Consider the following 21932-nt stretch of genomic DNA (forward strand, 5'->3'; position numbering starts at 1 on the left):
GCGATCACCCGCTCGTCCCGGCGCGAGCCACGCGCCGCAGGCGTCCAAGGAGGCATCCGTGCCGCATGTCCTGGTCCTCAACGCGTCCTATGAGCCGCTCGGCGTGGTCTCCATGCGCCGGGCACTCATCCTGGTCCTCAACCACAAGGCGGTCAGCCTGGAGGACTCGGGAGTCACTCTGCACAGCGCCACCAGCGTCGTACCGGCGCCGTCCGTCGTCCGCCTGACCCGGTTCGTCCGGGTCCCGTTCCGAGGCCCCGTCCCCCTCACCCGCCGCGCACTGTTCGCCCGTGACCACGGGCGCTGCGTCTACTGCGGCGCCGCGGCCACCAGTGTCGACCACGTCATCCCGCGCAGCCGGGGCGGTCAGCACCGCTGGGACAACGTCGTGGCGGCCTGCCGCCGCTGCAACCACACCAAAGCCGACCGCCACCTGACCGAACTGGGCTGGCGGATGAAGCGTCCCCCGGCCCCGCCCAGCGGCCTGGCCTGGCGCGTCATCGGCACCGGAATCAAGGATCCGAGCTGGCGGCCCTACCTGGAGCCGTACGGAGGGGTCGAGCAGTTCCGCGAGTACGAGCACCACGACCATACCGAGTCGAACGGAGCACTCCCGGCGCCGCTGGGCCGCTCCCACCCCGTCCACCCAGTCCACCGTGGCGAGCGTCCCGAACCGGAACCGCTCTCCGCCTGACCGACAAGGGCTTGCCCGCCAAGACATCCGGTACGCCTCATGGGCCGCCGGCGCACCCCCCAGTGGGAGCGCCGGCGGCCCGCCGTCTGCGCAGCGGCAGGCGGGCGGAACCGTCGACCGGAGTGCACCCCGAAAGCCTCGGTGGCGCCCCTGGACGGCCCGTCAGGGCGCCACCGCGTACGTCTCGATGCCGTAGAGCGAGTACCCGTACTTGGTCGCCCGTGAGACGCCCTGCATGCGCAGGTACTTGGTCCCCGGGGCGTCGAACCGGATCGTCTCGGTCCCGCCCCTGCCACTGTCCACCGAGGCGACGGTGGTCCAGGTGACGCCGTCCGGCGAGGTCTGCAGCTTGTAGGCGGAGGCGTAGGCGTCCTGCCAGTGCAGCACCGCCGACCCCAGCCGGACGGCCTGCGGCAGCGCCAGCTGCACCCAGGCGTCGTCCTTCGCGGGCGAGGACCACCGGCTCTTCGGGTCGCCGTCGTTGACGGCGGAGGCGGGGAAGGCGGGGGTCTCGTCGCCCGAGGAGCTCGCCGTGGCGCCGGGCGCCAGGTCGGCGCCGGCGACGGCGGGCACCACGTGCACCTGGAGCACCTGGCGGACCGTCACCCCGCCCGCCGTGAAGGTGACCGGAACCTGGTACGTCCCCGACGGGGTGTCCTTGGCCGCCACCACCACCAGCGGGGTGCCCACCTTGCCCCCGCGCGGCACGTTGACGGCCGCCGCCGGGGTGACCGTGAGCCCCTTCGCCGCCGCCGGGACCTCGGTCTTGAGCTCACCGGTGGTGCCGTCCGGGCGGCCGGACTCGACCACGGCCTGGGTCTGCGCGGGCGCCGGTGCGCCGGCGATCACGTCGAGCCCGGTGTCGGCCAGGCTGAGCCGGGCCGCCGGGACGTCCGTGTACCAGGGGATGACCTGGTTGACCACGGGGGGCTCGCCGCCGGGAGCCCAGGTCAGCCGGATGGCATCGGCGCTCTCACCGCCGGCCGGCAGCTCGTTGTAGCCGGGCTGCGCGGTGCCGATCGCCACCCAGCCGCCGGTCCGCCGCACCTCGACGGTGGCGATGGCCCGCACCGTCGGGTCGGTCAGCACCGTCACCCGGTCCATCGGCCGGGCCGTGCCCAGCTCGATGACCAGCGGGGCGTCGGAGGCGGTCGGCGCGCTGGCCGCGCGGAAGGCGGAGTCCGGGTTGCCGTCCAGGACGTCCGAGGGCGAGGAGCCGGGTGCGGCGGTCGGACCGCCGCTGACCGTCGCCGGGGTGTCGCCCGGCGCTCCCACGGTGAACTCGCGCACCGCCACCGCCGTCTTCTGCCCGGCGGTGGCCCGCAGCCGGACCGCCTTGGCTACCGTCCCGGCCGGGGCCGTGACGGTGATGTTCTTCTGGTTGTGCACCTTGGCCAGCTGCTTCCAGCCGCCGTCGCCGGTCGAGTACTCCAGGACCCCGTCGCGCAGGTAGTCGTCGGCCGCGCTGGTGGCGTCGGGGTCGGTGCCCCAGGAACCCATCAGCACGGTGATCTCGCCCACCGGCCGTCCGGCGCCGAGGCTGACCCCGACCGAGTCTCCGGTCTGCGGAGGGGCGGAGCTCCAGTAGAAGGTGTCCGCCGCGCCGTCCGTCATCAGCGCCGGGCCGTGGTCGTTCGCGGTCCCCAGCGTGGTGGTCGGCGTCAGCGAGCCCGTGCTCACGCCCGACCAGTTGTCCGCCGACTGCAGTGCCCGGTCCAGGAACGGATCGAGGACGCCGGAACCGACCGTCGCCCCGCCCTGGGTCAGCTGCTGGCGCAGCTGCCGCAGCTCCACCCGGGCCTGCCAGGCGGCCGAACCGTCCCCGCTGTGCTGGGCCAGCAGCATGTCGACGGCGGCCTGCCCGGCCCGGCCGTAGACGCTCAGCTGGGTCAGCCAGGGCGCGGCCTCGCTGCCGACCGCCTCCAGGGCGAGCGCGCGCTGGGCACCGGCCATGGTGCTGAACGCGTCCCGCACCGGGGCCGCCGCGTCGCGCAGCTTCGCCAGGTCGGGCGGGCTGCCCGCGCTCGGCTCCAGCGCCGCCCAGAACTTCTCCAGCAGCGGTGTCAGATAGCCGGATTCGGTCTTGGCCATCGGGGAGGACTCGCTGTTGCCCGCCAAGGCGGTGAGCGCCGCCAGGCCCGGGCCGTCGCCGACCAGCGGGCGCAGCGCGGCCTGCCAGGAGTCGGCCGGACGGTAGCCGGCCGGGTTCCAGGCGAAGTCGGCCGCGGTCGCCAGCGGGATCCGGGAGGCCACGGGCTGGCTCATCGCGGAGGTCAGCAGCGCGGCCGACCGGCTCGCCACGCCCGGGTCGCGCCCGGTGTAGCTGCCGAGGTACAGCCGGTCCGGGGTGGAGTCGTTGACCGGGTAGCTGTCCAGCGTCATCAGCGGGTGGCCGCCCCCCTGGGCCACGGCCTGGGCGGTCTGCGCGTCCGTGATCTTCTCCGGGATCACGGCGCCGCCGCTCCAGGCGATCTGGACGCCCTTCGGCAGCGCGGCCGCCAGCGCCGTCCGGTACGGGCTGGTGCCGGCCCGCTGGTACTCGGTCGGGACGATCGACAGCGGGGCCAGCTCGGGGTGCTTGGCCATCAGCCGGTCCTGCACCTTGGCGACCACCTGGGCCTGCGCCTTGGCGGCGGCGGCCGGGCCCTTGCCGAAGTTCTTCCGGTCGATCGTGCAGTGCCACTCGTCGTAGCTGACGTCCAGGAACTGCAGCTGGAGCGCGCCGAACCCGATCTCCCGCAGCCCGTCCAGCTTGGCCACCAGCGCGTCCACGTCCCGGTCGGAGCTGAAGCAGAACGACTGGCCCGGGTCGATCGAGTAGCCGAGCGTGACGTGGTTGCGCCGGGCCCGGTCCGCCAGCTGCCGCAGGTCGGCGGCCTGCGCCTCGGGGTACGCCTCCCGCCACCGGGAGAGCCGGTACGGGTCGCCGCCGGGGGCGTAGAGGTAGAAGTTCTGCTTGCTGCGGCCGAGGAAGTCCAGCTGGCTCAGCCGCTGGTCGGTGGTCCACGGGGTGCCGTAGAAGGACTCGGCGATGCCGCGCACGGGTGCACCGCTCGGCCAGTCCCGGATGCCGACGGCCGGGAAGCCCTCGGCGCCGTCGCCCTGGCCCTGCCCGGCGGGGATGGGGGCGAGCAGCTGGCGCAGGCTCTGCGCGGCGTTGAACGTCCCGACCTTGTCCGCCCCGGCGAGCACCACGGCGCCGTACGTCCCGCCGGCGGCGGTCGGCAGCTGGCCGGCCGCCAGCAGGTAGCCGCCGCTGGGCAGCCCGACGAACGACGGGACGGCGGCGGCCGCTGCGGCCGGACCCGCAGTGCCCGCCGGGCTCGCCGCTGTGGCGAGGTCGCGCAGCAGCCGCTCGGTCGTGCCGTCGGCGCCCTCGGCGGGGCCGCCGACGTACACCACCAGCGAACCGGCGGCCGGGGTCTGCGGGGCCATGGTGGTGATCTCGGCGGCCCCGGCGGAGCTGAGCACCTCCCGGACGGCGTCCAGGGCCGGCCCGTCGGCATCGGCGGCGGCGACCAGGACCACGCTCCTGGGAACGCTGACAGGCCGTCCGCCGGTGTGCAGCTCCTGCGGCCGCGGATAGACCTGGGGATCGGTCACCGTGCCGAGCCGGACCTGCTGGGCGCTGCTGACCGCCGCCTGCTCCTGCGGAGCGTTGGCGTAGGCGGGCGAGCCGATCAGCAGGCCGCCCACCACGGCGGCGGCCGACAGCGTCGCCGCGATCTGCAGCGCGGTCCGGCGGTGGCCGACCAGGCGCCCGGTGCCGCTGACGGTCCGTCGCTCGGCGCGCACCGAGGGGAGCAGCGGTTCCGTCCCCTTGAGATCCGCGATCAGCCGGTCCGCCGTCTTCGGCGCCAGCTGCCGCGCGGTACGCGCCGTCGCCCGGCGCGCGGCCAGCGCGGCCGGGTGCTGCAACACCTCACGCAGGGCCGTGCCGTGCTCGATCCGCTGCCTCAGCTGCCGTCCCGCGAATTCCGAAACCCGCGCCTGCACAGCAGCCTCCTTGCACCCGAAAACCCCAGTTCACCGGCCCGGTTCCCGCACACTCCCAGCCGGTCCTGCCACGCTCGACCCCACCCGCCGCACACCCCACCAGCTACCCGGGCCGGTGTCAACGTGGCTGGTGGGTATAGATGATATGTCCCCTACATTCCCCTTCCGACCAACAACCCGGTGCGGGCGCCGCAGCGGCCCGCGACGCCGTCGGTGCGCCACGGTTCCTGGCCACCGCTCAGCCGGGTTACCGTGGTCGGTTCACCGCTGTACCGGTGTCGCTGCGGCACCGGAGCCGCAGGTGGGTCCGTCGGCCGGTGGACGGGCGAGGCGCTCCTGACGGGGCGGGCGGGGCAAGTTCACCCGTCCGGTGATTGGGGCCGGTCGTGTCGTACGGGGTCGGCCGGGGTGGGCGCGGGTAGGACTGGGGGGTCCGAACCGCCTTCTGGACCCGCAGGAGTGCAAGAGTGGCCGCTTATCTCGACAGTGCCGCAGCAGCCGGCAGCTCGCAGGCCCCCGCCGAGGACGCCCCGCCCCCGCCACCGGAGTTGGCGGCGCTGGCGCACGCGTACGGGGTGGACAGTACGTACGACCCCGGCAGTGGGCCGGTGACGGTGGCGGCGCACACGCTGGTGGCGGTGCTCGCCGCGCTCGGAGTGGACGCCCGGACGCCGGAGGCGGTGCGGCAGTCGTCGGAGCGTCACCGCGCCCAGGTGGCGGAGCGGTTGCTGCCGCCGTGCGTGGTGGTGCGGTCCGGGCGGCGGACGGCACTGGACGTGCCGGCCGAGGCGCAGCTGAGCCTCGCGCTGGAGGACGGCGGGGTGTGGACGCTGCGCCCCGCACGTTCGCACTGGCTGCCCGCCGATCTCCCGCTCGGGCGGCACCGGTTGACGGTGCGCCTGGCCGGGAGGGAGGAGAGCGCCGCGCTGATCGTGGCGCCGCAGCGGGTGCCCGAGCCGACGGGCCGCAGCTGGGGCTTCCTGGCGCAGCTGTACTCGGTGCTCTCGGAGCGCTCCTGGGGGATGGGTGACCTGGGGGACCTGGCCGAGTTGGCGAGTTGGTCCGGCAGCGCGCTCGGCGCGGGATTCCTGCAGATCAACCCGCTGCACGCAGGACGTCCCGGTGTGCCCTCCGACCCTTCGCCCTACCGGCCGTCCTCGCGCCGCTTCGCCGACCCGGTGCACCTGCGGATCGAGGCGGTACCCGAGTTCGCCTACGCCGATCTCGGTGAACTCCCGGCCCGTGCGGCCCGGTTGCGCGACGAGGTGCTGCGGCACGACGGGCTGATCGACCGGGACGGGGTCTGGGCGCTCAAGCGCGAGGCGCTGGAGATCCTGCACCGGGTGCCGCGCGGGGTCGGCCGGGAGGCCGCGTTCCGGGCGTTCGTCCGGCGCGAGGGCGAGTGGTTGGAGCAGTACGCCACCTGGTGTGCGCTGGCCGACGTCCACGGCAGTGACTGGCGCAGCTGGCCGAAGGGCCTGCGCCGTCCGGACAGTCCGCACGTCACCGTCGCGCGGGTCGAGCACGCGGAGGGAGTCGAGTTCCACCGCTGGCTGGCCTGGCTGGTGGACGAGCAGCTCGGCGCCGCGCAGGGCGCCGCCGAGCGGGCGGGCATGCCGATCGGGCTGATCCACGATCTCGCGGTCGGGGTGCATCCGGAGGGCGCCGACGCCTGGGCGCTCCAGGACGTCCTCGCCGAGGGCATCTCGGTCGGGGCCCCGCCCGACGCGTTCAGCCCGCACGGCCAGGACTGGGGCCTGCCACCGTGGCGTCCGGACGCGCTGGCCGCCACCGGCTACGCCCCTTACGCGGAGCTGCTGCGGACGTCCGCCCGGCATGCGGGGGCGCTGCGGATCGACCATGTGATGGGCCTGTTCCGGCTCTGGTGGGTGCCGGCCGGGCATCCGCCGACCCAGGGGGCGTACGTCCGCTACGACGCGGAGGCGATGCTCGGGGTGCTCGCCCTGGAAGCGCACCGGGCCGGTACCGCGGTGATCGGCGAGGACCTGGGCACGGTCGAGCCCGGGGTGCGGGAGGAGCTGGCGACGCGCGGGATCCTCGGCACCTCGGTGCTCTGGTTCGAGCGGGACTGGCGGCACAAGGGCGCCATCCTGCCCCCCGAGCACTGGCGCGCCGCCTGCCTGGCCACCCTCACCACCCATGACCTGCCGAGCACCGAGGCCCGGCTCAGCGGTGAGCACGTCGAGCTGCGGCACCGGCTCGGCCTGCTGCTCCGCCCGCTCGGCGAGGAGCAGGCCGAGGCGGCGCACGAACTGGCCGAGTGGCGCGCCGAGCTGACCCGGGCCGGGCTGCTCGGGGCGGGGGAGGCGCTCACCCCCGAGGCGCTGTACGGCTTCCTGGCCGCCACCCCCGCCGAACTGGTCGGGGTCTGGCTGCCGGACGCGGTCGGCGATCCGCGCCCGCAGAACCTGCCCGGGACCTGGGACCAGTACCCCAACTGGCGCCTCCCGGTGGCCGATCGGGAAGGTCAGCCGGTCACCCTCGACCAGCTCGCCGCAGCGCCCGGAACCGGGCGGCTGGTGGCGGCACTCGCGGCGGCGCTCGGAAGGCGCACCCCGGCGCGCGAGGGCCGATAAGCGGCCGGTACCTTGGGAAACGTGGACAAGAGGAACGCTTTGCGCGCTGGTGCGGTCACCGCAGCGGCCACGCTGATGATGCTGATGTCGTCGCCCGCCATGGCCGTGACCCGGGACGACGGCGACAACCCGGGCTCCGGTCTGAGCGTGGCCCAGACCCTCGGCCTTTTCGTGCTGGCCCCGTTGGTGCTCTTCGCGATCATCGCCGGGCTGGTCATGCTCCCCTCGCTCGGCAAGGGCAAGAAGAAGTAGTCGCAGCCGGACCACGACATCGCGAAACGCCGCCGGGGGCTCTGCCCCCGGCGGCGTTTCGGCGTGCGCACCGCAGGCTGTTCCGGCGCCCGGAGAGGTCATGCGCCAGGGATGCCGCGTCCCGGGCCGGCGGCGGATTGTTGCACATTCCGACGTCAGTCCGGTAGGGCGATTCCCGCCGAATTCCCGCGCGTTCCGGGGCGGAAACCGAGGAATGCTCCTGCGGGCCTGCCGAAGCCGGGAACGAACACGCCCCGGAAATGACCGGCCCCCGGCAGGTCCGACGGCCGCCCGGATCCTGGCGCCCTGCTCGGGCCCGGCCGTCACGGCCCGAGGAATTCACGTCCGGTCCTTTCCGTGGGAATTTTGACAACCATTCCTCTGGTTATAATCAAATATTTTGCCGAAATTCAGACCGGTGTCGACGCCCCTGTGGCCTGGGTATTTCGAACGGGCTCTTCAACTCTTCTGCGGGCTGTGGTTACTGTCATCGGCATGACTCTGAACCAGCCCAGACTGAACAAGGCCGTAATTCCGGTGGCAGGTCTCGGAACTCGCTTTCTGCCGGCGACCAAGGCCACCCCGAAGGAAATGCTGCCGGTCGTGGACAAACCGGCGATCCAGTACGTCGTGGAGGAGGCGGTGTCGGCGGGCCTGCTGGACGTGCTGATGGTGACCGGCCGCAACAAGCGGCCGCTGGAGGACCACTTCGACCGCAACTACGAGCTCGAGGACCTGCTGCACCGCAAGGGCGACACCGACCGACTGGCCCGGGTGTGCGAGCCGACCTCGCTGGCCGACATCCACTACGTCCGGCAGGGCGATCCGCGCGGGCTCGGCCACGCGGTGCTCTGTGCCGCCTCGCATGTCGGGAACGAGCCGTTCGCGGTGCTCCTCGGCGACGACCTGATCGACCCGCGGGACTTACTGCTGGCTCGCATGATCGAGGTCCAGGCGCGTCTGGGCGGCAGTGTGGTCGCGCTGATGGAGGTCCCGCTGGAGAAGATCCACCTCTACGGGAGTGCCGCGGTGCGGTCGACCGCCGAGCACGGGGTGGTGGGCGTCGCCGACCTGGTGGAGAAGCCCGAGCCGGCGTTCGCCCCCAGTACGTACGCGGTGATCGGGCGCTATGTGCTGGATCCGGAGGTGTTCGGGGTGCTGGCGCAGACCGCTCCAGGACGGGGTGGGGAGATCCAGCTCACCGATGCGCTGAGGGTGCTGGCGCAGCAGGGTCGGGTGCACGGGGTGGTCTTCGGCGGCCGCAGGTACGACACCGGTGACCGCGCGGACTTCCTGCGCACCACGGTCAGGCTGGCCTGCGAGCGGGAGGATCTGGGCGCGGACTTCCGAAACTGGCTGCGCGAGTTCGTCGATACCGAGCTGCGGACGCCCGACCTGGTGTCCTGATCGCCCGAGGGGGGTGTGCAACCAGGGAAAACACCCTGGTCGCACACCCCCCTCGGGCCGGGCTCACGCCCGGTTGCTTCATTGCGAGTTGGGCCGCCGAGCCACTAATTTACATACCTAACGGAAGGTTTGTTTTTGCTGTGATGCCCGACGGCGCCAGGCGCCGTCGCCCGGTGTCGGCAGGCGTCGCAGGTGTCGGTAGAGAGGCCGCTGAGCATGGATTCCTTAGCAGTTCGCGGAGGGCACACAGTTCAGGACGGCGAGGCGGCACTGGGGCCCGTCCGCCGCGTACCGGTCGTGACGTTGCGGCCCGCCGACTCGCCCCGCAGCACGGGGGAGAACCCGGAGCACACCCGACTGCTCGCCGAATCGGAGCAGGTCCTGCCGCCGATCATCGTGCACTACCCGACGATGCGGGTCATCGACGGTGTGCACCGGGTGCGTGCGGCCCTGCTGCGCGGCGACCGCGAGATCGAGGCCCGGTTCTTCGAAGGTGACGTGGAGGACGCCTTCGTCCTGGCCGTGCGGGCCAACAGCGCTCACGGCCTCCCGCTCAGCGCGGCCGACCGCCGGGCGGCCGCGATCCGCATCCTGGGCGGCCATCCCGACTGGTCCGACGGCACCATCGGCGCGGTCACCGGCCTGGCAGCCAAGACCGTGGCCGCCCTGCGCCGCCGGGAGACCTGGCCCGGATCCCCCGGCGGGGCCGTGCCGGAGAAGCGGATCGGCCGCGACGGCCGGGTCAGGCCGCTGGACAGCTCGGACGCCCGCAGGCTGGCCGGACAGCTGATCACCGACTCCCCGGAGGCCTCACTGCGGGAGATCGCGCACAAGGCCGGGATCTCACCCGGGACGGTCCGGGACGTCCGGGCCCGGCTGCGCCGCGGCGAGGACCCGGTGCCGATGGGGAGCGTGTCCAAGGCCAACGCCGGTGCGAGGGCCGACACCAAGGCCGGGATCGTCGCGGTCGGCACCGGCGTCAAGGGCGGGGCCGAGATCCAGGAGCGGGCCGCCGGCGGACTCAGACCGGCGGGAGTACGCAGAGCCGAGCTGGTCAGAAGCCTGTACCGGGACCCGTCGCTGCGGCTGAACGAGAACGGCCGCCTGCTGCTGCGCCTGCTGTTCGTACGGTCGCTGCCCCCGGCGCAGTGGGAGGAGATCCTGGAGTCCGTACCCACGCACTGCACCGAGGCGGTGCTGGCCGCCGCGGCCGAATGCGCTGAAGCCTGGCGGGAGTTCGCCGCCCGGATCGAGAGGCGCGCGTGAGCGGGTACGGACCTGCGACACCGGTCCCGGCGGTGCTATCCGGCGTGCACCGGGGAGTTGAGGGGGGCGGGGGTCCGCTCGCGGCCGACCACCTCGCGCAGCAGGCGCAGGCCGGCCTCGCCCGGCGAGCTCGGACCGGCGCTGAACAGCAGCATCCAGTGCCCCGACTCGTCCGCCACCCGCAGCGTCTCGAAGTCCAGCTCCATCGCCCCGACCACCGGGTGGTGCAGCGACTTCACGCCCGAGATGCAGTTGCGCACCGGGTGCCGCGACCAGAGCGTCGCGAAGTCCGCGCTCTTCATGAGCAGTTCACCGATGAGCTCGGCCAGCCTGCGGTCGTCCGCGTGGCGCCCGGCCACCAGCCGCAGCGAGGACACGGCGCGCCGGGCCTCCTCCTCCCAGTCCGGGTAGAGCTCGCGGGTGTGCGGGTCGAGGAACAGCATCCGCTGGAGGTTCGGGCGGTCGGCCGGCCGGTCCGGGGCGTTCGGGTCCAGGTGACCGGCGACCAGCGCGTGGCCCATCGCGTTCCAGGCCAGCACGTCACTGCGCCGGTCCATGACCAGGACCGGCACGCCGTCCATCGCCGCGATGAGCTGCTTGGTGGCCGGCCGTACGCACTCCGGGCGCTCCGGCGGCCGGCGCTTGGCCCGGCTGGGGCGGGCGAGGTTGCGCAGGTGGGCGTGCTCGTCGTCGCTCAGCCGCAGGGCGCGGGCGAGCGCGTCCAGCACCGCCTCGGAGGCGTTGCTGCTCTGCCCCTGCTCCAGCCGGGTGTAGTACGCGGCGCTCACTCCGGCCAGCTGGGCCAGTTCCTCGCGGCGCAGTCCGGGCACGCGCCGCCGAGCGCCGTACGAGACCAGCCCGACGTCCTCGGGCAGCAGCCGGGCCCGCCTGGTCCGAAGGAATTCACCTAACTCAGTGGGAGTGTCCATGAGATCGAGTATCCCCGCTCCGGCCCGGGCCGGACCGGACCGAGGGTGACCCTGCCAATGGTAGGAACCGCGGCCCTACGCACCCGGTGCCTATGCAGACCAAGGGCCTGGCTGCCCCCTCCGCGCGTTCGCAGACTGATCTCGTCGCGTCGGCTTCCGCCGCATCGGGTCACCCCCGTCCCCCGCCAACCGTCCTGATCCACGAAGGAGTTCGACCATGACCACACTTGACGAGGTGTCGGCCGCCACGCCATCGGCGGCACCTGAACGCCTGACCGGGAAGCTACGGCTCACGCTGGTCGTGCTGCTGGTCGCCCAGTTCATGCTGGCCGTGGACTTCTCGATCCTGAACGTCGCCCTGCCGGTGATCGGTCGCGGCCTCGGCTTCTCGCTGGCCAACCTGCAGTGGATCGCCACCGCCTTCGCGCTGGCCGCGGCCGGCTTCACGCTGCTGTTCGGCCGGATCGCCGACCTGGTCGGGCGCCGTCGGCTGTTCATGGTCGGCCTGGCCGTGCTGGGCGCGTCCTCGCTGGTCGGCGGCCTCGCGGTGAACCCGGAGATGCTGCTGATCGCCCGGGTCGCCCAGGGCCTGGCCACCGCCGCCGTCACCCCGGCCGGTCTCTCCCTGCTGACCTCCTCGTTCCCCGAGGGCCCGCTGCGCGACAAGGCGCTGGGCCTCAACGGCGCGCTGATGTCGGCCGGTTTCACCACCGGCGCCATCCTCGGCGGCATCCTCACCGACCTGCTCAGCTGGCGGTGGGCGTTCTTCATCAACGTGCCGGTCGCGCTGGTGGTCCTGTTCATCGCACCGGCGGTGCTCAAGGAGAGCCGCGGCGACGCACGCGCCAAGCTGGACATCCCCGGCGCACTGTCCGTCACCGTCGGTCTGCTCGCCCTGGTGTACGGTCTGACCACGGCCGGCGAGCACGGTTTCGGCGACGTCACCGCCCTGGTCGGCCTGGCGATCGGCGTGGTCCTGCTGGTCGCGTTCTACTTCATCGAGAAGGGCGCCGCCCAGCCGCTGGTGCCGGTGCGGATCCTGCACCGACGCACCGTCATCTGGGGCAACCTCGCAGGGCTCATCGCCTTCGTGACCGAGACCTCGCTGGTCTTCCTGATGACCCTGTACCTGCAGAAGGTGCTCGGCTTCTCGCCGCTCGCGGCGGGTCTGTCCTTCGCCGTCCTGGGCCTGGGCACCGTCGTCGGCGGTGTCACCGCGGCCCGGGTGATCGGAAAGATCGGTACCACCTCGACGCTGGTGGTCGGCGGCATCATCCAGGCCGTCGCCACGGCGGCGCTGCTCGGGCTCGGTGACAACCGCAGCTGGATGTGGCTGCTGCTGCTCGCCACCTTCGTCGGCGGTGTCGGCAACATGCTGGTGATCGTCGGCTTCATGGTGACGGCGACCTCCGGTCTGCCCGACGCCGACCAGGGCATGGCGACCGGTGTGGCCACCATGACCCAGCAGATCGGCATCACGATGGGCACGCCGATCATGAGCGCCATCGCCACCGCGGGGATCGGTGCGACCGCCGGCGCGGACGCGATCCTCGGCGGTGTCAGCACCGCAGTCCTGGTCAACGCACTGATCGTGGCGGTCGGAGCGGTGCTGGCGGCGGTCTTCCTGCGCAAGAAGCAGCAGGTCTGACCGGCTGTCCGGAGCGCGGGCAGCAGGATCTGCCCCTCCTCCCCACCTCGGTGGCGGTGCCCGTCCGGGCATCGCCACCGTTCCACGTGCTTCCCCCGTTCTCCGCAGAGGAGCTCAACCATGGATCTCGAACTCAAGGACCGGGTCTTCCTGGTCACCGGCGCCTCCGCCGGGATCGGCGCGGCAACCGCCCGGCTGCTGACGGCCGAAGGCGCCTCGGTGGTCGGGGTCGCCCGCCGGGGCCTGCCGGACGACATCCCCGGCATCGCTGCCGACGTCACCGAGCCCGGCGCCGAGCGGCGCATCCTGGACGCCGTACTGGAGCGGCACGGCCGGCTGGACGGGCTGGTCAACAACGTCGGCGCGCTGACCTCCAGGACCGGCTTCCTGGAGGTCACCGACGAGCAGTGGAAGGCCACCTTCGAGCTGAACCTGTTCGCCGCGCTCCGGATCACCCGGGCCGCGCTGCCCGCGCTGCTCGAACAGGGCGGCAGCATCGTCCATGTGGCCAGCGAGGCGGCCAGGTTCCCGGACTTCCCGATGGTCGACTACGCGGCGAGCAAGACGGCGGTGCTGTCGGTCTCCAAGTCCCTTGCCGCCGAGTTCGGTTCCCGCGGCGTCCGCTCCAACGTCGTCTCGCCCGGGCCGACCCGCACCGCGCTGTGGGACGCGCCGGGCGGCTTCACCGAGCAGCTCGCCGAGCGCTTCGCGCTGCCCGCCGAGGAGGCCGTGCGGCACTTCGTCCAGGACGTCCGCCGCCTGCCGAGCGGGCGGATCGGCACGGCCGAGGACGTCGCCAGGATCGTCGCCTACCTGCTCTCCCCACTGGCGGGGCAGGTGACCGGGGCCGAGTGGTCGGTGGACGGCGGCGCCCTGCGCCAGATCTGACAGGCCGGCTGCCGAGGAGGTTGAACGATGCCCATTGCCCTGCTCGCCCTGGCCATCGGGGCGTTCGGGATCGGCACCACGGAGTTCGTGATCGTGGGGCTGCTGCCGAACGTCGCCGGTGATCTCGGCGTCTCCATCCCGACCGCCGGGCTGCTGGTGTCCGGCTACGCGCTCAGCGTGGTGGTCGGCGCCCCGCTGATGACCGCCGCGGGATCGCGGCTGCCCCGCAAGACCATGCTGGTCGCCCTGATGTGCGTGTTCATCGCCGGGAACCTGCTGTGTGCCGTCGCCGAGAACTACACCCTGCTGATGGTCGGGCGGGTGGTGGCCGCGCTCTGCCACGGCGCCTTCTTCGGAATCGGGTCGGTGGTCGCCTCGGACCTGGTGCCGCCGAACCGGCGGGCGAGCGCCATCGCCCTGATGTTCACCGGCCTGACCGTGGCCAATGTGCTCGGAGTGCCGCTGGGCACCGCGCTCGGCCAGCACCTGGGCTGGCGCTCGACGTTCTGGGCCGTCACCGCCCTCGGCGTGCTCGGGGTGCTCGGCGTCACCGCGCTGGTGCCCGGACAGCCGGCCCCGACCACCGACATCCGGCGGGAGCTGGGGGTGTTCCGGCGGCCGCAGGTGTGGCTGGCGCTGGCCATGACCACCTTCGGCTTCGGCGGGGTCTTCGCGTCCTTCACCTACGTCGCGCCGATGATGGCCGAAGTCACGGGCTTCCAACCAGGCACCGTCACCTGGCTGTTGGTGCTGTTCGGTGCGGGCCTGTGCGTCGGCAACGTGCTCGGCGGGCGGGCTGCCGACCATCGACTGATGCCCAGTCTGTATGTCATTCTCTCGGTGCTGGCAGTGGTCCTGGTGGCCTTCACCTTCACCGCCCACTGGAAGCTTCCCGCCGTCATCACCATCGCCCTGTTCGGCATCGCCGGGTTCGCCACGGTGCCGCCTCTGCAGATGCGGGTGATGACCAAGGCCGACGGCGCACCCGCGATGGCCTCGGCAGCCAACATCGGAGCCTTCAACCTCGGCAACGCGCTGGGTGCCTGGCTCGGTGGGCTGGCGATCGACGGCGGCCTCGGCTACACCGCCCCCAACCTGGTCGGCGCTGCGCTCGCCGCGGCGGGCCTGGCCGTCGCGGTGGTCTCCGGACTGCTCGACCGGACCACCCGGCCGGCCCGCTCCGCGCCCGAGCCGACGTCCCGCCCGGGGGCGGCACCCCAGCCGGAACCAACGCCCCAACCGGCAACAACAAGGAAGATCGAGGTGCAAGGATGACAGGCGTCAACCGCCGCACGATGCTCTCCCGCTCCGCCGCCGTGATCGGCGGGACGGCAGTGGCCGGAACGCTGGCGGCCCCGCTGGCCGCCGCTGCCGGGACCACGACGGCGCAGGCCGGGGCCGCGTCGACCGGCGCGACCATACGTCCGGACGACCCCCGCTACCCGCTGCTGACCACCGGGAACAACCAGCGCTTCGTGTCCCGCCCCGACTACATCCGCATGATCAGGTCCACCGCGGACGCCGAGCGCGCGCTCCAGGACGCCGTCCGGCAGGGCAAGCGGGTCTCACTGCGCAGCGGCGGCCACTGCTTCGCCGACTTCGTCTGCCACAGCGAGGCCGAGGTCGTCCTGGACTTCTCGGAGATGACCGAGGTCACCTACGACGCCACGATGCGCGCCTTCTCGGTCCAGCCGGGTGCCCGGCTGATGAACGTCTACGAGGCGCTGTACAAGGGCTGGGGCGTGACCGTCCCCGGCGGCATCTGCTACAGCGTCGGCGCCGGCGGCCACATCGCGGGCGGTGGCTACGGCCTGCTCTCCCGGGCCCACGGCCTGGTGGTGGACCACCTGTACGCGGTCGAGGTGGTCACCGTGGACGCGCACGGCAAGGTCCGCACCGTGGTCGCGACCAGGGAGGAGAAGGACCCCAACCGCGACCTGTGGTGGGCCCACACCGGTGGTGGCGGCGGCAACTTCGGCCTGGTGACCCGCTACTGGTTCCGCTCCCCGGGCGCGACCGGAACCGACCCGGGCAAGCTGCTGGTGCAGCCGCCGTCCACGGTGCTGGTCAGCGCGGTGTCCTTCCCCTGGAAGGATCTGACGGAGGCCCAGTTCACCCGGCTGCTGAAGAACTTCGGCGCCTGGCACGCGGTCAACAGTGCACCCGACTCCCCATACACCGCGCTCAGCAGCCTCTTCAACGTCTGCCACAGGTCGCACGGCACGCTGGACATGTTCACCCAGGTCGACGCGACCGTGCCGGGGGCCGAGAAGCTGCTCGACGACTACCTCTCGGCGATCACCGCAGGCACCGGGCTGAAGGCCGGTGCCATGACCAAGCCGTCCGGCGAGCTGACCGCGATGCCGCAGCTGGCCGCCCCGCGCAGGATGCCCTGGCTGCAGGCCACCCGGCTGGTCGGCACCAACAACCCGACCATCACCAACCCGACGTCGCGCGGCGCCCACAAGTCCGCGTACATGAAGAAGAACTTCTCGGACCACCAGATCGCCACCATGTTCCGCCACATGAGCGGCGAGGACTACTGGAACCCCGACACGATGATCGTGCTCTTCTCCTTCGGCGGGCAGGTGAACGCGGCGGCCCCCACCGCCACCGCCAACGCCCAGCGCGGCTCGATCTTCAAGATGTGCTTCCAGACCTTCTGGCCCGACGAGAGCGGCGACGAGGCGGCCCTCGGCTGGGCGCGCGGGATCTACGAGGAGTTCTTCGCCACCACCGGCGGCGTCCCGGTGCCCAACGACGACCAGGACGGCTGCTACATCAACTACCCGGACGTCGATGTCGCCGACGCCGCCCGCAACCGCAGCGGTGTGCCGTGGCACGCCCTGTACTACAAGGAGAACTACCCCAGGCTGCAGCAGGTGAAGCGGCGCTGGGACCCGGCCAACTACTTCCGGCACTCGCTCTCGGTGGAGCCCGCCGCCCGCTGACAATTCCGTCCCGGAATACCGGAATACCGGAAATCCGCCGCAGGATATTCTCCTGCGGCGGATTTTTCTGTGTATTCGGCGTTCGTTGACACCCGACCCGGCGTGGGCGAAGCTGATTTCAGATCGGACCGCGTAGATCGTGAGATTCGAAAGGCAGCAGATATGCGCTCCATTGCCATTGTTCTCGGCACCCGGCCGGAGGCGATAAAGCTCGCTCCGGTCATTCAGGCACTGAAGGACGATCCCCGGTTCCGGCCCGTGGTCGTCTCGACCGGCCAGCACCGGCAGATGCTCGACGAGACCCTGGAGGCGTTCGGCCTCCAGCCCGACCTGGACCTGGGGATCATGGCGCCCAGGCAGACCCTGGCCCAGGTGACCTACCGGTCGCTGCGCGGCCTGGCCGAGCACCTGGTCGGTCTCGGGATCGACGCCGTGATGGTGCACGGCGACACCGCGACCACCCTGTCCGGCGCGCTCGCGGGCTTCCACCACCAGGTCCCGGTGATCCACGTGGAGGCCGGTCTGCGCAGCGGCAACCTGCACTCGCCGTTCCCGGAGGAGGCCAACCGGCGCCTGGTCGCCCAGATCTCGGCCCTGCACCTGGCACCGACCCCGGGCAACAGCGCCAACCTGATCCGCGAGGGCATCAGCGCGGACCAGATCGTGGTCACCGGCAACACCGTCATCGACGCCCTGCGCTGGGCCGGCGAACTGGCGCGGGACTACGGCCACCCGGCCCTGACCGACCTCGACACCGACTCCCGCCGGATCGTGCTGGCCTCCGCGCACCGCCGCGAGTCCTGGGCGCACCTGCCGGAGATCGGCCGCGCGCTGGCCACCCTGGCCGACGACCCGACGGTGCGGGTGGTGGTCCCGCTGCACCGCAACCCGGCGGTCCGCGAGGCGCTGCTGCCGCTGATCGGCGAGCACCCCGGCGTGACGGTGGTCGACCCGCTTCCGTACCTGAGCTTCTGCCGCCTGATGAGGCGCGCGGACCTGATCGTCTCGGACTCCAGCGGATCGGAGGAGGAGGGCCCGGCGCTCGGCAAGCCGACCCTGGTGCTCCGCGAGATCACCGAGCGCCCGGAGGCGGTGATCGCCGGTACCGCCCGCCTGGTGGGCCGTACCACCGAGGGGATCGTCGCCGAGGCGAGCCGGCTGCTGAACGACCCGCAGGCGTACGCGCGGATGGCCACCGCGGCCTCCCCGTACGGCGACGGCCGGGCTGCCGAGCGCACCGTCGGGGCGATCGCGCACTTCTTCGACGAGGGCCCGGCCGTGGTGCCGTTCGTCCCCGGCAGCGCCATCGACCAGCTCTCGGTCGAGCTGGCGGGTGTCACCCCGGCCGCCTTCGCGCGCTCCTGAGGGGGCGGACGTGGAGCACGGTGCGGTGCGACCGCTGAACTTCTCCGGACGCCGGATCTCGGCGGAGTACGTCGAGGCCGTCAAGTGCTTCGAGGTCACCGGCCGGGCGATCGTCGTCAACACCGGGTACCACCCGGCGCTGGTGGCCGAGCAGCCCCGGCTGGGAATTCCGCCGCTGAAGTCCACCATTCTGCAGGACGCCGTGGTGGAGAACGCGGACGGACTGGTCGTCCTGCGGGTCGACGAAAGCCTGGGAATCGAGGGAATCGTCGGGGAGCCGGGCTGGGAGATGTTCTTCCCGGGCCTCTGGAAAAGCCCGCAGGATCTGCTCGGATTCAACGGCGGCCACCCGGTGAAGGTGAATCTCTGGTTCGCCCCGGCCGGCACGGACTGCCGGATCCACAATCTGCACGAATTCCTCGAGGTGCACACCCAGGTGCACGGCATCGGCCGGATGCAGAAATTCCGTGCGCAGGACCACGGCACGCTCTACGAGGACGCCCCGCTCGCCCCCGGCAGCACCCACGAGCCGTTCTGCGTCACCGGCCCGGACGGTACCTACCGCTACCCCTGGCACCAGTACCGGGCCGACACCGACTGCGTCTGGCTGGCCGTCGAGTACCACCCCGCTGAGACCCACCCCGCCGGCGACCCCGTCGTCGAGACCCGGAAGGAAGGCTAGAGATGGTACGCATCCCGAAGTTCACCCCGGAGCTGGTGGCCGACCAACTGCGCGACGGCTACTGGCTGGAGGCGCCGGACATCGACGGCGACGGCAGCCCGGACCTGTTCGGCTACGGCCTGCGGCTCGGCGAGATCTACTGGTACCAGAACACCGGATCGCAGTGGACCCGCCGACTGGTCGCCGACAAGATCAGGATGCCCGTCGGCGCCGACTACGCCGACGTCAGCGGCAACGGCAGCCCGGACATCGTGGTCTGCTACGAGCTGTACGGCCCGATCGGCACCATCGTCGACGCCGACACCTCCGGCGGCAAGATCGACTGGCTGGAGAACCCCGGCCACCCCGACAAGGACCTCTCCCGCTGGAAGCGCCACTACATCGGCCGGGCCACCGGCATGCACCGCCTGCGGGTCGGGCACTTCACCCAGACCGAGCGGCTGGAGGTCATCGGTCTGCCGATCGTGGCCAAGGAGGACGTGCACGCGGTCCTGCCGGTGGTGCTGTTCACCCAGCCCGACGACGTGCACACCGCCGAAGAGTGGCCGATGACGGTCATCGACGACAGCAACTTCCGGATGATCCACGGCGCGGAGAAGAAGGCCGGCCTGATCCCCGGCTCCGAGCTGGACTCGCTGCTGCTCGCCTCCGACGAGGGCGTCAGCTGGCTCTTCTACGACGAGAACGCCGGGCAGTGGGTCCGCCGGCTCATCGGCACCGGTGAGCTGACCCAGTTCGAGCAGACCAACTTCCGGGGCAGTGGCGACCTCAACTGCGGCCGGATCGGCGACGATCCGATGGCCTACGTGGCGGCGGTCGAGCCCTTCCACGGCAACACGGTCGCGGTCTACGTCAAGGAGGACCCGGCCGTCCCGGCCGCCGAGGCGACCTGGCAGCGGCACCTGCTGGACGTCTTCGGCGACCCGAACGAGAACGGCGAGGGTCCCGGCCACCAGATCGTCTGCGCGGACTTCGACGGCGACGGCGAGGACGAGTTCCTGGTCGCGCTGCGCGGCCCCTGGCCCTGGCAGGGCGTCATGTACTACAAGGCGATCGACCTCGCGAACGGCGTCTTCGCCAAGTGGCGGGTGTCCGACGAGTCGGTGGCCCGGATCGCCACCGCCGACTTCAACGGCGACGGGCGGCTGGACTTCGCCACCATCGCCTACTCGGTCCAGAACTACTACGTGGCCAAGGACGCCAAGATCGTGGTCTTCCGGAACGAGATCGAGACCGAGGCCGAGACCGCGACCGGCGCCGAGCGCGCCTGACCCGTCCCCCGACCGGCCGGGCCGCGGGCACTGCCCCCGGCCCGGCCGGGCCCTTCGAGAGGCTGACCCCACCACATGCCCGCCACTGCATCGGCCGCCGCCGAGCGGCGCCCCAAACTTCCCTCGCTGACCGGACTCCGGTTCCTCGCGGCTCTGTTCGTCTTCTTCTTCCACACCGGCCTGAGCAACTCCCCGATCCCCCCGAACCGGCCCATCAACCCGTTCGCCGACCACGACGTGGCGAGCACCTACGAGTGGCTCTTCGTCAAGGGCGGCTACCTGGGCGTGTCGTTCTTCTTCGTGCTGAGCGGCTTCGTCCTGGCGTGGGCCTACCGGCCCGGCGAGCGGGTGGCCTCGTTCCTCCGCCGCCGGGTGCTCAAGATCTTCCCCAACCACCTGGTGATCTGGGTGCTGGCGATGGTGCTCTTCGCCGGCTCCATCGCGCCGACCGCGGGCTGGCTCTCCAACCTGGTGCTGCTGCACACCTGGTTCCCGCAGGCGAGCATCAACCTCAGCGTCAACCCGCCGACCTGGTCGCTGGGCAGTGAGTTCCTGTTCTACCTCTCCTTCCCGCTGCTGATCGGGCCGCTGCGGCGGATCGCCGAGAACCGGCTCTGGGCCTGGGCCGGAGCGATGGTCCTGGGCACCGTCGGCGTCCAGCTGGTCTCCACCTACCTCGTCCCCGACACGCCCAAGTCGGCCATCACGCCGGTCTCGGACATGCAGTTCTGGTTCGGCTACCTCTTCCCGCCCGGCCGGCTCTTCGAGTTCGTCCTGGGCATCCTGCTGGCCCGCATCGTGCTGGCCGGGCGCTGGCCCCGCGCGCTGGGGGTGCTGCCCTCGCTGGTGCTGATGGCCGCCGGGTACGGCGCCGCCTGGGTGGTCCCGTTCCAGTACGGCTTCGTCACCGCGATGATCATCCCGATCGGCGCGCTGATCGGCGCCGTCGCGGTCGTCGACGTCGAAGGCAGACGGAGCTGGCTGCGCAGCAAGGCGATGGTCTTCCTCGGCGAGATCTCCTTCGGCTTCTACCTCTGCCAGGGCATCGCGATCTTCTGGCTGCGCTCGCTCTTCGACGACGTACGGTTCAGCACGCCGGACGGCATCCTGGTGATCGCCGGGTTCTTCGCGGTGACGCTGCTCTGCGGCTGGCTGCTGTACAGCCTGGTCGAGCGGCCCGCCATGCAGCGCTGGGCCCGCAGCCGGAAGAAGACCGCCGTGCAGGTGTCCGTGCAGGTGCCGGGGCAGGCCCCCGGGCAGGCCGCGCCGGAGGCGGAGCGGCAGCCGGTCTGAGGCCGCCGACCGGCCAGCCTGGCCCTGACAGGGTCAGGTTCCGGGCCCCGGTCCGCCCCCTGGCTGGGGGAGACTTGAGGCACGCCCCGGCGGTACTCGGAACGACTTCCGACCGCCGCGCCCTTTCGGCGGCACGTCCGCGCCGCGCGGCCACACCGCCTCGGCCGCCCACGGTCTTCCAGGGGAGAGGTACATCCTTATGCCGCTGTCCGATGTCCGCACCGCCGACGCCGTCCGGTGGGAATCGCTGCTCCTGTCCGGCCCGGGAGAAGAGCTCCATATCCGGGTCTTCCAGGCCGGTCCCGCCCCCGGGGGATGGCTGGTCTGGGCCCACGGCGGCAGCTGGCGGTCCGGGTCGGTGGCCGGCTGGCACTCGGCCTGCGCCGACCTGGCCCGCACGGCCGACGCCACGGTGGTCGGGGTCGACTACCGGCTGGCTCCCGACCACCCCCACCCGGCGGCCCTGGAGGACGTGCTGACCGCCATGGACTGGGCGCAGCAGCAGTCCGAGACCCCGATCGCCGTCGGCGGCGACAGCGCGGGCGGCACCATCGCCGCCAGCGCCGCACTGATCTGGCGCGATCGGCAACGCCCGCTCGCCGCCCAGGTGCTGGCCTACCCGCCGATGGACCCGGCCTGCCGGGCGCAGTCCTTCCGGCGGAATCCGGAGATGTTCCCCAGCCGGGCCGGCCT

General features: G+C 72.1%; 16 protein-coding genes. 14 read left to right on the forward strand and 2 right to left on the reverse strand.

The genetic code is table 11. The features are described 5' to 3' along the window. The first annotated feature begins 58 nt into the window (after positions 1 to 58). A complete protein-coding gene (locus UK12_RS19320) occupies positions 59 to 694 on the forward strand; it encodes an HNH endonuclease (RefSeq protein WP_045304289.1) in 636 nt (211 codons plus the stop codon). A gap of 162 nt (positions 695 to 856) precedes the next feature. Here UK12_RS19320 and UK12_RS19325 read toward each other — a convergent pair whose 3' ends face one another. Continuing rightward, the gene (locus UK12_RS19325; protein ID WP_052681999.1) at positions 857 to 4690 is read right to left on the reverse strand and encodes a beta-N-acetylglucosaminidase domain-containing protein; all 3834 of its coding nucleotides are present in this window, start codon (positions 4688 to 4690) and stop codon (positions 857 to 859) included. Between the two features lie 467 nt (positions 4691 to 5157). Here UK12_RS19325 and malQ point away from each other — a divergent pair, with 467 nt between their 5' ends. From malQ to UK12_RS19345, 4 genes are all read left to right on the forward strand, one after another. Beyond that, entirely contained in the window at positions 5158 to 7287 is a 2130-nt protein-coding gene (gene malQ / locus UK12_RS19330; RefSeq protein ID WP_052682000.1) for a 4-alpha-glucanotransferase, read from the forward strand. Positions 7288 to 7308: 21 nt separating this feature from the next. Further along, positions 7309 to 7539 carry a hypothetical protein gene (locus UK12_RS19335; protein WP_045304290.1) on the forward strand — a complete coding sequence of 77 codons (231 nt, stop codon included), beginning with the start codon at positions 7309 to 7311 and terminating at the stop codon, positions 7537 to 7539. 495 nt (positions 7540 to 8034) lie between these two features. Then, entirely contained in the window at positions 8035 to 8946 is a 912-nt protein-coding gene (gene galU, locus UK12_RS19340) for a UTP--glucose-1-phosphate uridylyltransferase GalU (protein ID WP_045304291.1), read from the forward strand. A gap of 297 nt (positions 8947 to 9243) precedes the next feature. After that, complete coding sequence (locus tag UK12_RS19345) at positions 9244 to 10212, forward strand: ParB/RepB/Spo0J family partition protein (RefSeq protein WP_231591293.1); 969 nt, start codon at positions 9244 to 9246, stop codon at positions 10210 to 10212. A gap of 35 nt (positions 10213 to 10247) precedes the next feature. Here the strand turns inward: UK12_RS19345 and UK12_RS19350 are convergent, their stop codons facing one another. Then, entirely contained in the window at positions 10248 to 11141 is an 894-nt protein-coding gene (locus UK12_RS19350; protein WP_045304293.1) for a helix-turn-helix transcriptional regulator, read from the reverse strand. A 217-nt stretch (positions 11142 to 11358) separates the two neighbouring features. Here UK12_RS19350 and UK12_RS19355 point away from each other — a divergent pair, with 217 nt between their 5' ends. From UK12_RS19355 to UK12_RS19395, 9 genes are all read left to right on the forward strand, one after another. Further along, positions 11359 to 12789 carry an MFS transporter gene (locus UK12_RS19355; RefSeq protein ID WP_045304294.1) on the forward strand — a complete coding sequence of 477 codons (1431 nt, stop codon included), beginning with the start codon at positions 11359 to 11361 and terminating at the stop codon, positions 12787 to 12789. A gap of 120 nt (positions 12790 to 12909) precedes the next feature. Continuing rightward, complete coding sequence (locus UK12_RS19360) at positions 12910 to 13677, forward strand: SDR family NAD(P)-dependent oxidoreductase (RefSeq protein WP_045304295.1); 768 nt, start codon at positions 12910 to 12912, stop codon at positions 13675 to 13677. A 27-nt stretch (positions 13678 to 13704) separates the two neighbouring features. Next, a complete protein-coding gene (locus tag UK12_RS19365; protein ID WP_045304296.1) occupies positions 13705 to 14952 on the forward strand; it encodes an MFS transporter in 1248 nt (415 codons plus the stop codon). Beyond that, on the forward strand, positions 14949 to 16628 hold the full coding sequence (locus UK12_RS19370) for an FAD-dependent oxidoreductase (protein WP_045304297.1): 1680 nt from the start codon (positions 14949 to 14951) through the stop codon (positions 16626 to 16628). Before UK12_RS19365 ends, UK12_RS19370 begins: the two co-directional genes overlap by 4 nt. Before the next feature lie 162 nt (positions 16629 to 16790). Beyond that, complete coding sequence (wecB, locus tag UK12_RS19375) at positions 16791 to 17993, forward strand: non-hydrolyzing UDP-N-acetylglucosamine 2-epimerase (RefSeq protein WP_045304298.1); 1203 nt, start codon at positions 16791 to 16793, stop codon at positions 17991 to 17993. A gap of 25 nt (positions 17994 to 18018) precedes the next feature. Then, a complete protein-coding gene (locus UK12_RS19380) occupies positions 18019 to 18675 on the forward strand; it encodes a hypothetical protein (RefSeq protein WP_197084995.1) in 657 nt (218 codons plus the stop codon). A 2-nt stretch (positions 18676 to 18677) separates the two neighbouring features. Next, entirely contained in the window at positions 18678 to 19946 is a 1269-nt protein-coding gene (locus UK12_RS19385; RefSeq protein WP_045304300.1) for an FG-GAP repeat domain-containing protein, read from the forward strand. 75 nt (positions 19947 to 20021) lie between these two features. Next, positions 20022 to 21239, forward strand: a complete 1218-nt coding sequence (locus UK12_RS19390; protein WP_045304301.1) for an acyltransferase family protein — start codon at positions 20022 to 20024, stop codon at positions 21237 to 21239. A gap of 199 nt (positions 21240 to 21438) precedes the next feature. Next, on the forward strand, positions 21439 to 21932 hold a 494-nt coding region (locus tag UK12_RS19395; protein ID WP_045304302.1), incomplete at its 3' end, for an alpha/beta hydrolase.

The organism is Saccharothrix sp. ST-888 (assembly GCF_000955975.1).
Taxonomy (GTDB): domain Bacteria; phylum Actinomycetota; class Actinomycetes; order Streptomycetales; family Streptomycetaceae; genus Kitasatospora.

Excerpts from the sequence above, each read along its gene's own strand:
- UK12_RS19350 (WP_045304293.1), bottom strand. The coding sequence starts at position 11,141 with ATGGACACTCCCACTGAGTTAGGTGAATTCCTTCGGACCAGGCGGGCC.
- UK12_RS19385 (WP_045304300.1), top strand. The coding sequence starts at position 18,678 with ATGGTACGCATCCCGAAGTTCACCCCGGAGCTGGTGGCCGACCAACTG.
- galU (WP_045304291.1), top strand. The coding sequence starts at position 8,035 with ATGACTCTGAACCAGCCCAGACTGAACAAGGCCGTAATTCCGGTGGCA.
- UK12_RS19390 (WP_045304301.1), top strand. The coding sequence starts at position 20,022 with ATGCCCGCCACTGCATCGGCCGCCGCCGAGCGGCGCCCCAAACTTCCC.
- UK12_RS19360 (WP_045304295.1), top strand. The coding sequence starts at position 12,910 with ATGGATCTCGAACTCAAGGACCGGGTCTTCCTGGTCACCGGCGCCTCC.
- UK12_RS19355 (WP_045304294.1), top strand. The coding sequence starts at position 11,359 with ATGACCACACTTGACGAGGTGTCGGCCGCCACGCCATCGGCGGCACCT.
- wecB (WP_045304298.1), top strand. The coding sequence starts at position 16,791 with ATGCGCTCCATTGCCATTGTTCTCGGCACCCGGCCGGAGGCGATAAAG.
- UK12_RS19370 (WP_045304297.1), top strand. The coding sequence starts at position 14,949 with ATGACAGGCGTCAACCGCCGCACGATGCTCTCCCGCTCCGCCGCCGTG.
- UK12_RS19365 (WP_045304296.1), top strand. The coding sequence starts at position 13,705 with ATGCCCATTGCCCTGCTCGCCCTGGCCATCGGGGCGTTCGGGATCGGC.